At 51.7% G+C, this 11,713-nt stretch carries 8 protein-coding genes; all 8 read right to left on the bottom strand.

Annotated features, from left to right (window positions below; translation table 11 throughout):
* Positions 1-227 (bottom strand): hypothetical protein (locus FBQ85_18545; GenBank protein ID MDL1877133.1); only part of this gene is annotated, 227 nt, incomplete at its 3' end.
* A gap of 75 nt (positions 228-302) precedes the next feature.
* Positions 303-1,457: a hypothetical protein gene (locus tag FBQ85_18540; protein MDL1877132.1), complete on the bottom strand. Its 1,155-nt coding sequence runs from the start codon at positions 1,455-1,457 to the stop codon at positions 303-305.
* 56 nt (positions 1,458-1,513) lie between these two features.
* Positions 1,514-2,482 carry a hypothetical protein gene (locus FBQ85_18535; GenBank protein MDL1877131.1) on the bottom strand — a complete coding sequence of 323 codons (969 nt, stop codon included), beginning with the start codon at positions 2,480-2,482 and terminating at the stop codon, positions 1,514-1,516.
* A gap of 309 nt (positions 2,483-2,791) precedes the next feature.
* Positions 2,792-3,529 carry an HAD family phosphatase gene (locus FBQ85_18530; GenBank protein ID MDL1877130.1) on the bottom strand — a complete coding sequence of 246 codons (738 nt, stop codon included), beginning with the start codon at positions 3,527-3,529 and terminating at the stop codon, positions 2,792-2,794.
* Between the two features lie 208 nt (positions 3,530-3,737).
* Positions 3,738-4,718 carry an asparaginase gene (locus FBQ85_18525; GenBank protein MDL1877129.1) on the bottom strand — a complete coding sequence of 327 codons (981 nt, stop codon included), beginning with the start codon at positions 4,716-4,718 and terminating at the stop codon, positions 3,738-3,740.
* Positions 4,719-4,788: 70 nt separating this feature from the next.
* Entirely contained in the window at positions 4,789-9,507 is a 4,719-nt protein-coding gene (locus FBQ85_18520) for a hypothetical protein (GenBank protein ID MDL1877128.1), read from the bottom strand.
* 56 nt (positions 9,508-9,563) lie between these two features.
* The gene (locus tag FBQ85_18515) at positions 9,564-10,640 is read right to left on the bottom strand and encodes a DUF1175 family protein (protein MDL1877127.1); all 1,077 of its coding nucleotides are present in this window, start codon (positions 10,638-10,640) and stop codon (positions 9,564-9,566) included.
* Positions 10,641-10,753: 113 nt separating this feature from the next.
* A complete protein-coding gene (locus tag FBQ85_18510; GenBank protein MDL1877126.1) occupies positions 10,754-11,608 on the bottom strand; it encodes a restriction endonuclease in 855 nt (284 codons plus the stop codon).
* Between the last annotated feature and the right edge of the window lie 105 nt (positions 11,609-11,713).

The raw sequence follows: 11,713 nt of genomic DNA, 5'->3' as shown, positions 1-11,713 counted from the left end.
ACCCACGAATTGCCGCCATCATTCGAACGCGACAAGCCGCGGCCGGCGCCCAGCCAGATTTCGCCATTGTGAATGATGATGTCGCTCACGGAATTTGAGCGCAGCCCCGGCAAAGGCGCAGCAGCGAGCTTTTGCTCGGAACCAAACTTCCAGCCCATGTTGGCCGGGGTTTGTGCCGGCGCGAGAGCGGCAAAACCGAACATCAGAATCAGAAACATGCGTTGCATATGATTATCTCATTGATTGAGCAGCGAGATTATTCGTCTCAAAAAAATTTATTCCAATAAGACTAAAGGATTCTTTCACGGTGTCACATTGATGATGTGTGTTACCACAGTGCTCAACGCGCCGTTCTTATCTTGCGCCTGAAAGTCAAACCGATACGTGCCGGTTTGATTTTGCGAGGTGATTTGAATGCGCAGCGAATAACGTTTGTCGTTCGCACGCAAATCGCCTTCCAGGCCGTCGTCGCGCAGGGCGAACGGGTTGCCGCTCGCCGGTGTGCCATCCGGCCGAAACGAGTTGAAAAAAACGCGCGCAACAGCATCGGCGCAAGCCGAGTCAGGATCAGTCGCGCTGATTGCCAGCAAATAGATGTTCGGCGTGGCGCTGCGGCTAATAGTCGTGGGCGCGGATAAGTCAAATACCACCGGCGCCCGGTTGTTCTGGCAGGCGATTAAATCGGTTTTGACGGTGCGCACGATCGCAGGGCCGACACCGCCGGCGCGATCGACGGCGCGCAAAATCATAGTCAACAGGCTGCGGGTGTTTTTAAATGGCGAGGGTTCGAAGCGCAAACCGAAAACACCGTCCTGCGCGGCGCCATCGCCGCTTTGGCCGTCATCGCGCAGGGCTTGAATTAAAGAGGGCGTGGGTGAAGCGGCTGAATAAATTTCCAGACGAACAAAATCAAGCGAGGCAATGCCGTCCGCATCATCGACGGTCGCGAGAAATTGCGCCGTGTAATTCGAATCGGACCAAATCACCTCGGGCACGGTCAACGCCGTGATCACCGGCAAAGCATTTTCATTGCCGGGCAAGATGGTGAGGGTATCCAACCGCGCCGGGCTGACATTGTCATCACGATCGGCGGCAATCGTTTCGAAAACAAGCTGGCCGGTTTGATTTTTGGTCACGGTCGAGTCCAGGGGATAAAAAAACTGGCCATCTTTTGAAAGAATGTCGCCGTTCCGGCCGTCATCACTCATGGCAAGAGTCGCGAGCGTCGCGTTGTTACGGCGCACAGTAAGCGTAACGCCCGCCACATTTTCCACGCCTTGCGGATCGTCGACGCGGACATGAATGCCGATGGGATTGCGGGGAAATTGATACGCAACCTCCGGAAGTTGCACCGCGATTATCCGGGGCGATGGATCAAACGTTGGCTGCGAGGGATTGTCCTGGCAGGCCATCACCCCCAAAAGCAGCAGGCTTACTATCAAAAAATAAGTTTTCACAATTCGAGTTCCCTGTATGCAAGCGATTGCTTCGAAATAAACGAGAGCCACAGCTTCTAAAACACGAACGCCCAACCGAACACATGATCACTATCGATACCATCGGAATGCATGGCAAAGGCATAATGCAACTCCGATTTTTTGCCGAGCAGGCCAAAGCGGTAACCGGCGCCGAACGTGGGTTGGCCGTCATTCAATCCGGCGCGCACGTTGCCGAACTCTTGCACGTGTGCAACCGCGCCGAGGTGCACGGTCGCATCGCGGAATTGGCGTTTTTCAACATCCGCCGCGACTGTGAGCCACGGCGTGAAACGCGACACGGCAATGCCAGCGCGCATACCGCGCGGAAATTTTTGTACGATGCTCGTGCCCCGCTCATAAACGCCTTCGGTTTTCCAGGTATATTTGAGATTCAAGTTGGTCACCGCCGCGCCAAGTTGAATTCCGGAAACCGGCTGCAGCAATGCGCCCAAATCGAAACCAAAGGAAGATGCCGAAATCGCGCCGCCATCATTTTTTACACCGGGAAGACGATTAAAAACCACGCGGCTGGTCAAACCGATGCCGACTTTGGGATGCGGCTGCAGCGCGAACGACAAGCTGAAAGCATTTTCAGAATTCGACAAAGGCTCGAGCTTTTCGCCGTCAAAGTCACGCGCATCGATATTGCCGACGCCGGCGTGAATCCAGGCCAGGCTGATGCCGCCGTTCATGGCTTGTCCGCCCTTCGCATCCGTTTCCGGGCGAATCGGCACACCCAGGCTCAGAAAGGCGAACGTACGGTCAAGCGTCATGGCGCGATACGATGCTGTGAACTCGCGGTGCTGAAACCACGCCACGCTCGCCGGATTGTAGTAGGCGGATTCGTTGCCTTCAACCACCGCGACATAAGCGCGCCCCATGGCTTCCGAGCGCGCGGCAATGCCGGTGCGCAGAAACGCGCCGCTGTAGCCGCCTTGACCAAAAGCGATCAGCGGAACGAACGCAACGCCGATCATAAACAATGACACCATTCGTTTGTTCATAATTGTCTCATACAGATGATACGATAAGACTGGATAATTGCGCACGCAGCGCGGGTAATGAACAGCACGTTGCCGCAGCGTTGCAGAGTGATGCATTTGAAAGGACTAAGGCCGGTTGGAGGATTACCATGACCGCAGCATTCCCAGAACGGTTTCTCATGACATGCCGGCGCCCCACGTTTTGCCTGGTGAACTTGCTTGACAGCCGGCTTCAAATCCGTAACAAACTCTCGCGGTCTGGCTCCTGAGTAGGGTGGGCTTAATTATGATTTTGGACGAAGAAGCTTTTTGGCAAACGATTTGATCGTATTACTCTTCAACATCCAGATCTGTCATGGTAGAATAACGGCTTTCGGGTTTGGGCTTGGCGGGCAGCGGTTGCAATGCCGGGCCTTCCAAATGACTGATGAGGGCCGGCAAGCGCCGCCGCAATTCCGCGAAATCAGCGACGATCGCGTCAGCGTGGCGCAGGTAATGGGGCGCAAGCGTCGTGGTCATCGCAATGACGCTCATGCCGGCAGACCTGGCGGCGCTGATACCCAGCGGGGCATTTTCAATGACCAAACATTCGCTCGGCGCAACGTTCAATTTCTGCGCGGCGCGAATAAACGGCTCGGGATCGGGCTTGCCATTATCGACATCATCGGCGCCGACGATGCAATCAAAATAGCCCAACACCTCCGGGCCGAGAACCGCGTCGATTTGCGCGCGCAACGAGCCGGTAACTATGCCTATGCGATAACGATTTTGCTGGAGATATTCCAACACCTCAACAACGCCTTCATTCAGGGCAGCGTTGTTGTTGGCGAGATAAGCTTCGCCCTTCTCTTCCGCGATTTGCTGCACGAATTCCGAAGAGGCCGCCTTGCGATGGCGATGAAACAACTCAGCCGCCACTTCCATGGTGGTCGCCCCTTCCTTCAAATAAATCTCCATCGGCTCGATTTCAACGCCATGCCGCGCCATAACCTGCTGCCAAGCTTCCACATGATAAGGCATGCTGTTTACCAGCACGCCATCGTGATCGAATAAAACGGCGTGAATCAAGGCATCTCCTTCCTGTTGTTGGAAACGTAACCACGCCTCTTGTCGTTTTTCTGCGACAGTTCATTGATCGGGCATGAATGAGGTGATCGCACAACAGTACAAACTGTCGAGAAGTGGGCTGTCGCCTTATTCTACGTCAACCACTCAGATACGTTCCTGCGGAAAATAGAAAATTTATAGTAAAAGTCAATTCAGAATTCGCGTCGATTCAAATTGCAGCTTCGATCATTCCGCAGGCATGGCCGCGATGGTTACGCAAAACCTCCTGCTGAAAATGCGACAGCCGGTTAAGCTCGTCATCCGTAAGAACCTGCAACTTTTCCAGCAGCGCCACCACAATCGCCGCAAGCGCGCGGCTGTTGCCATCGGCAATCTTTATCGCAATGCCGAGCGGCTGCGGCGCGTTGATCGCCAGGCATTCGATGCCCTCCGCGCCGGTTTTTGCCAGCACTTTGCCGCGCGTGGCGCGCATCAAGATCGTATCAAAACGGCCTTCACCGGCGATCATATCAGGATTTTTCATAAAGGTCATAAAGATGCGCTGCGAAATTTCATCAGGCGCGGCGACCAGGCCGGCGTACATATGCGCCATGCTGATTATCGGTAGGGCAAAGTTCGGCGCGCTGCAACCGTCGACGCCGAGAGGCACAGCATCTTCCATCAAACCGGCGCAACGCGCAACCGTGCGCCAGAGGCGTTGCTGGTAAGGATGACTGAACTCTAAATAATTGTCGAACGACAATCCGCGATTGATGCAGGCCGCAATCATGCCGGCGTGCTTGCCCGAACAATTGTTATGCAAAACCGTCGGTTTGCGCCCGGAGGCGGCAAGCTGTTCCGCCACTGCGGTTCCGAGCGGCGTATGCACGCCGCATTGCAAATCTGCCGGCTCGCGTCCGATTTTTCTCAAAATGTTAGCCACCGCTCGCACATGCTTCTCTTCCCCGCTGTGGCTCGACATGACGACCGCCATTTCCGCTTCGCTTAGATCAAAAATTTCAGGCACAGAATCTTCATAAAGCGGAATCGCTTGAAATGGCTTGGCAGCCGAGCGAATATAGGTGATGAACTGGGCATCGCCATACGATAAGACGAGATTGCTGTCTCCGTCAACGACGGCGATGTGGCCATAATGCTGGCTCTCGATAATGTTTCCACGTGTAATGTTTGCAAGCAGGGCAGCGGACATAGAGTCTGGGCCGGATCACTTTAACGTTGGTTCTTTGACGTACTCAATGATTATAAGACTGCGCACAACCTCACTCAACAATCTTGACTCTCGCTTCAGCGCTATTCCCCTGATACTCAGGATAATACATCAAACTCGCGAGCGCGGGCATCACGTGATACTCTCCGGGAATTTGCGCGCGATAAAGATATGTGAACTCATGTACGCCGGCAGACAGTTGTGTGGCGAAAAAGACGACTTTCTCGTCACGGATTTCTTTGTTGGCATACGTGCGCCGATAGCGATAATCCGAGCGTCTATTATAAACATTTTCACCCTGAATTGCGTAGCCGGATTCATCTTTAATTACTTCGACGCCGGCCGGCAACGGATCTTCCAGCATGAAATATTCAAAATCCGTAGTTGTCGTAACAATGAGTTTCACCAACACTTCCTCGCCGGATTGTAAACTGCCGGTGAAGGCATGCTTAACGTATTGTAACCCGCTGCCTCCTGCTATACGGCTAAGCTTGTAATAATCGCGTTTCACGCCGAACCCCGTAGAACTGGCGCGTAAATTTTCACCGGCATTGTAATATGTCAAGCGAAACGTGCTGTAGAACTTGCCCTCGCCGTCCTTTGCAATACGAATGTGATTTTGTCCCGGATTCAAACTGCTGCCATTGAGCCGCACAGCATATTCCTGCGCCAGGGCATCGGCTTTCGTCATTTGCTTGTCGAGCACGGGTTTGTCATTGAGGTAGATTTTAACATTGTAATCCGGTTCGAGTTCTTTACTTTTTTCGAGATAATCGACCAATGTGAAAATGATCATGGCGGTATCTTTCGTCGAACGCCAGGCACTGCCGCGTTTTTGCGTGAGCAGGAATCGAATACCCTCGTTAATGCGCGGGCTGCCGGACTTCACTTGCACCAGTGATTTCACCGCAAAGGCCGTGGTTTCAACATGGTCATCCTGCCAATTGTAATGCCACGTTTTACCACCCCACGAGCACAAGGTTCCGGCGGCGATGCAGTTGTTTTCAAGCTGCGTCGCCAATGTATTGGCAATTTCAGCCTTGTTCTGGCTATGCGACACCAGCGCAAGCAGCGCGCGAGTGTAATCATTGATTTTTGCTTTCTGCAATTCGACGAAGCGAGCGTCAAATTTATAATCAACCTGCACTCCGGCTTTAATCGCGGTTTGCAGCGCATAAAGCATGTAGGCTTGCGTCGTGGCATCAATCAACTCATAACCGCCGCCGTCACCGCGGCTGCCCAGCCCGGCGATTTCTTTCTCCACCAACCTTGCCCGTTCGAGTTGGCGGCTGAGCGCATTGGCGCCGCGCTGCAAGCGTTCACTATCAATTTGGTGGCCTGCTTGTTTCGTTAGCGACAAACCATACACAACATAGGCCGTCATATACGGATGTGTGTCATCATCTTTCCACCAACCCCAACCGCCGTCGCTGTGTTGAAAGCCATAAAGCGCCTTGAGACCCTTATCCATCATCTTGGGCAATTCATTCATCAATTGCATTTTGAGATTGAGATTCAACTTCTTCGCGGTGTATGCCACAATCGCGGTCGGCAAAAATCGGCTCATGGTTTGTTCAACGCAACCGTAAGGGTAACCCGCGAGATCTTCAAGGGCGGACAACATCGAAGCCGCCAACGAGGGTGAAACGGAAACATACAATTCTGCCGTCGCCGGGTTTGCGGTGACCGGCAATGTCAGGGTATGATCGCGCACGGCGCTTTGTTCCTCAATGTCAACCACCAATGCTTCCGAAGTTTTCAGGCCATGCGGCAGAATTGGAATTGGCAATTGCATTGCATCTGAGACTTCATTGGTCAAGGCCTTTGCCGTCAACGTGGCCGTTCCGATTTTGTCCGTGCGCACGATCCAATCCACGCGCTTCTCGCCGTTTTCCGGCACATGGATCAGCTTCTCTTCTGCCGGCATAATGCTCACCCCTTCACCCTGCAAGCTTACCTTTGCCTGCTTTGCCTGATCGAGATAGTTATGAACGATGGTTGAGATCGTCGCCTCATCTCCGGCCGTGAAAAAGCGCGGTGTTTCCATGCGCACGATCAAATCCATACGCACGAGGTTTTTGAAAATTTTCTCGCCCACTTCGGTGTTTGCCGAAATCGCCCGCACGGTTGTGCGCCAGGTGGTGAGATTGTCCGGAAATTTTACTTTAAGCTTGGCCATGCCGTTGCTGTTCGTGCGCACCTGGGCCTGCCAAAACATGGTGTCGCGAAAATCCTTGCGCACACGCGCTTCTTTGAATTTGTCGGCTTTCACATCGGCAAAACCGCTGCGTGCAAACCCCTCGGCTTTGCGCGCCGCCATTGCGCTGCCCAAGCCGCGCGCATACCCATAAAATCTGAAATAAACCGAAGAATGCGTGATCACCCGATTGTAGCGTTTGCTGTAAAACACCCGCTTGATCTCGCGCGTCATATCCGGCGCCAGCGCATAAATGCTTTCATCCACCATGCCGACCGAAAGTTCGGCGGACACCCCCTCGCCCTCCTTGTTTGTGACTTTGATGGTTAGCTCGCCCTCCTCTTGCGGCCGGAAAATATCTTCATTGAGATTGATATCGATGCTGAGAAATTTTTCTTCGGGAATGACGATGACATTCTTGCTCTCATTATAAAACTCCTCGTTTGCCAGCAACGTCACTCCAACACTGAAATTGGGCTGATGGTTTTCGTCAATCTCAAAATCGATCACTTGCGACGTGCCTTCAATGTGCACAATCTTATGCTCGAGAATCGTCGAGGCCTCGGCCGTGACCAGCGCCCAGACATTCTTCACCGGCGAGATTACCAGCACGTGCGCGGTTTCACCCGCGCGATAGTTGGGTTTATCCGGAATGATTTCGATACCCTTTGCGGCATAACTGGAATAACCGCCGCGCTCACTCACCCAGCAATATTCTTTCGTTGAAATTTCATTGCCGCGGCTGTCAACCGCATTGGCGGTGATGTAATAATAGCCGCCCTTGCTGGTTTTGAATTTAAAGAACGCCTCTCCCTGCGCATTCGTCGTCACTTCCAGCGCCGCAGATTTACCCATTTGCCGCCAGCCTTCGTTCGCAAACCAATTCTGTTCAAATGCCTCCATTTTTACCTTGGCAGAAACCGGCTGGTTTTTGAAATCCATGGTCTTGACCGTAACCGTCACTTCTTCGCCGGGCGCATAAACATATTTGTCGGTATAGGTTGAAATCATGAACAAGCCGCGCGTGACCACGACTTGTTTCGAGCCGATGATTTGCCGGCGGCTGGCGTCCACCACACGCGCTTCGATGCGGTAATAAAAATCTTGTTCCGCCGGCGGCGCTTGATAAGTCAGCGTGAATTCCCCATTTTCATCGAGATACCCGGACTCGCTTTGCAACAGCTCGGCGCGGTAGCTATAGCCTCCGCCATAATCTTCATCTTCATAATACCAGGCATATTCGGTGCCATACCACCACGGCCGCCAGAATCGCCCGCGAAAGATATAGTAGTCGACTTGTGCATTTGCCACCGGACTGCCGAAATAATAATCCGCCTTGATCTTTGCAGTAATTAAATCACCGTTGGCGTAATGCTCCTTGTCGCATGTTACCTCAACCTTATACTCCGGTTTTTTGTATTCTTCAACTTTAAATGAGGCATAATGCGTGATGCCACCCGGAATCGTGGTCGTAAGCTGATAACTTCCCAGCGGCGGTTCCTCTGCCAACGCCAACTCGCCGCTCACCGAGCCGTTGTCATTCGTCTTCAGCGTTTGGCGATAAATCTCATTCCCGCGCGCATCCGTAACTTTGATTTCGACGTCGCTGTTGCTGTAAACTTGATAACCTGCTTCTGTCAACTGCCGCACAATGCTCTTGAAGTAAACCGTCTGGCCGGGACGATAAATCGGGCGATCGGTATAAGCGTGCACGACATATTGCCGGCCTTCTCCGGAAAAATAGTAATACGGATCAGACAACACGAAATCGCTGTCCTTTTGACCAAGAATAAGCCGAACAGAGCCGAACTCATCTTCATCACTTTCGCTCAATAGCTTGGGCGCAAATTGCGCCAGGCCGTTTTTGTCGGTCACCTCGGTTGCCTGTTCTTTGCGTTGCTGAATCAGGCGAAGGCTCACCCCGGGAACCGGCTCACCCGTCATTTTGTTGCAGACAAAAACCATCGTGCCTTGCGGCGAGCTTTTGGTGATCATGCCCAGCGGCGAGATGACTACAGCCGTATGCGCCATCAACTTGTCGTTGAATGCTTCGATGAGATACGCGCCGGTTTCGTGCAAATCGACTTCAATATCGCGATAGGTGTATTCTTCCGAACTGCCAAATTCCGTGATTTCCCAAGTTTTGAGCAGGGGATAATTTTTAAGCGGCGAGAGCAGGCGGCTCGCGCGCGTGGCCACGGAGAATGCCGGAATGCCGAGCGTGTTCTTCACGTCGGTGCGCGTTTGCGGCGTCATATTGTCGCGGAATACCTGGCGTTGATCGCGCTGCAAACGGTTTCGTGCAGCGCGCAGAATGTCGATGGCATTCGACTCACGAATGTTGAGCAATTGCTGCGGGCTGTGCGGATCCGATTGCTGCTGAAAAAATGAATTGGGGTCTGCGATTTTGTAGGCGCGAAAGAAAATCGATCCTTTGATGTTTTCCGCCGAAAGATTGATCACGACTTTCTCGCCGGGCGAATAAATTTTGGGCGTTTCCAGGCTGAAGTATTGCGCCTGCGCCAACGGCGTCAGGCATAGGATCAGCGCGCTCGCAAACAACTTGCCTTTCATGCTGCCACCTCAATGATTAGATTTATCATGAAAACGAACAGAGGCATTCGAAATCATTAGTCAAGTATCTTCCAGCGATAGAATCCCAGGAAGTATTGATTCTCCGGCGCGGGATGCCAGCGATCATCCGGATGCTGCAGAAGATCGAGCAGCCGGACTTTCTTGAGTACGCCAGGCTCTGCCTCGCGCGGGCCGGTGTGATAAATTACCGCATCTTCATAACTCGCAGGCCTTCGTTGGTCACCGAGGAAAATCATGGAATGTTGCGGCATGTTCACATCACCGGCATTGAGATAAAAAAGCAAATCACCCGGCTGCACGTTTTCCAGCGTTTTTCCGAGGAAAACCGTGTTGTAGCTTCTCATTTTTGCGGCCATTGCGGTGACGGCAAACGTCGTGTCTGCCAGATCCGTTTCGCGGAATTGGCCTTCGCGTGTGCGAAAAATTTTGGTTTTGATCAATGGCACTTTCGGATAATTATATTTGCGCACATCCGGAATCGCCGCATCGAGCAGAAACCGTTTACGGCGCAACCAATCGGTGTCATGTTTTTTTAAAGCTTCACGATAGGCAAATCGAATCAAACCCGCGCAATCGTGATCATCCGTGCGCCAGGCCGGGTCTTCTTTATAAAGTTGCGACTCTGCAATCGAGACGAACCAACGCCGGAAATTGCGGCGATCCTGTTCATCTTGCAATTCTGCCACATCTGGAAAGCCGTCGGCATCGAGATCGATGAGAGAGTCAAGGTTTTCATTTCTTGTAAGTGGAACCGGCGTCGAGTTCATCATCGGCGCACGGCTTTCTGGCCTCTCTGCACAGGCGGGCAGCGACATGGCCGCAAACAGAATTGCCGGCAACAGAGAATTGACTTTGTGCCAATGGAAGCATGAACTCATCCGATAAATTTTTTCTGGCGTCAGCGGAGAATGTTCATTGTCACTCTGAAAGAATCTTTTTGCGTACTTGAAACAACCGGAGGCATTTTTACTCTGAAAATAAGATCCATCCCTACATGTCAATCTGAAAGAATCTTGTGAGAATTCGGTACTGGCTTTATACTTCACAGGATTCCTGCTGAATGACATCAGGAAACGAGCAACTGAGCGGCGAATTTGAACATGAAAACTCATGTGACATGGGAGGTTATTTCAACAGATGTCACAGCTAATAACCGACATAAGGATTACTTATTTCGATGACCAAATTTCATAAAATGTCAGTACGGAAGCGCAGATGAGGTGCTTTATATGCTTTCGAACCACTCATTCTCAACTGTGATTTCTTCAATCTCAACTTTTCGAGTTTGAACACCCAAACCAAGCTCTTTGAGCTTATCCAAGAATTGCTCACCATCAATAAGATCAATAGCTGGTGCACCATCTCGCGTTGCTTCTCGTACAGCATCCTTTGTAAAAGTGCCTGTCGTAATCAACAAGCCTTTATCCGCTCGTCCGACCATCGCGCCTCTGAAATCCCTGACTTGACCAGCACTAACTGAGCCTTGCCATTTTTTACACTGGAAAATGACATGAAAACTGAGCAAGCCCCCTAGCCGCATAATACCCCTTCCGTCAATGCCGCCATCGCCGCTTCGGCCGGTGACTTCAACTTGAATGAAGCCCGATTCGCGTAACATTCTTTGAACCAGCCTTTCGAAAGCAGATGGCTGCATTTTGATCAGGGTATTCAAAAGTTCTTCACGCCATGTTACTTTTTCATCCGGCTCATTGAATTCATTCTCCGACTCTTCATGATCCTTCTTTATTTGTGCTCGGATCGTCCGCACAACGTCTTTTTCATCCACCCGATCAAGCTTGCTGCCTGCGGGTGTTAAAGCCCACACTCCTCGTGAAGAATTCTCTAATACGCCATATCTTTTGAGATAAGTTCTGGCCCATGCTAGCCGATATTCGACTTCGGTTTGTCCTCCACCTCTATTCGGATCGTGCAATACTTCTAACTGTTCGTCTGAAAGCTTGGCAATTTCAGCAACTTTTTCATTGATTTCTTCAATCGTTCCTGAACCACCGAGACTTTTGAGTGCTTGAAGAATCGGCGTCATCAAGGCGTCGTAAGTTGGAATGACTGTTTTTGACATTTAGCTTCTTCCATGCAAAGAACCATTTTCAATAAACTTTTCGCACCGAAAGGCACGATTATGAGTCATCACTTCATGCTCAACACCATTTCCCCATTTCCTTTC

It is taken from the genome of Cytophagia bacterium CHB2, assembly GCA_030263535.1.
Classification (GTDB): domain Bacteria; phylum Zhuqueibacterota; class Zhuqueibacteria; order Zhuqueibacterales; family Zhuqueibacteraceae; genus Coneutiohabitans.
The sequence above is the reverse complement of the archived record's forward strand: the minus strand, read 5'-3'. Positions and strand labels throughout refer to the sequence as shown.

What these genes read in the sequence shown, in the direction of transcription:
- FBQ85_18535 (MDL1877131.1), bottom strand. Translation starts at nt 2,482, where the DNA reads ATGAACAAACGAATGGTGTCATTGTTTATGATCGGCGTTGCGTTCGTT.
- FBQ85_18525 (MDL1877129.1), bottom strand. Translation starts at nt 4,718, where the DNA reads ATGTCCGCTGCCCTGCTTGCAAACATTACACGTGGAAACATTATCGAG.
- FBQ85_18520 (MDL1877128.1), bottom strand. Translation starts at nt 9,507, where the DNA reads ATGAAAGGCAAGTTGTTTGCGAGCGCGCTGATCCTATGCCTGACGCCG.
- FBQ85_18515 (MDL1877127.1), bottom strand. Translation starts at nt 10,640, where the DNA reads ATGAGTTTTCATGTTCAAATTCGCCGCTCAGTTGCTCGTTTCCTGATG.
- FBQ85_18510 (MDL1877126.1), bottom strand. Translation starts at nt 11,608, where the DNA reads ATGTCAAAAACAGTCATTCCAACTTACGACGCCTTGATGACGCCGATT.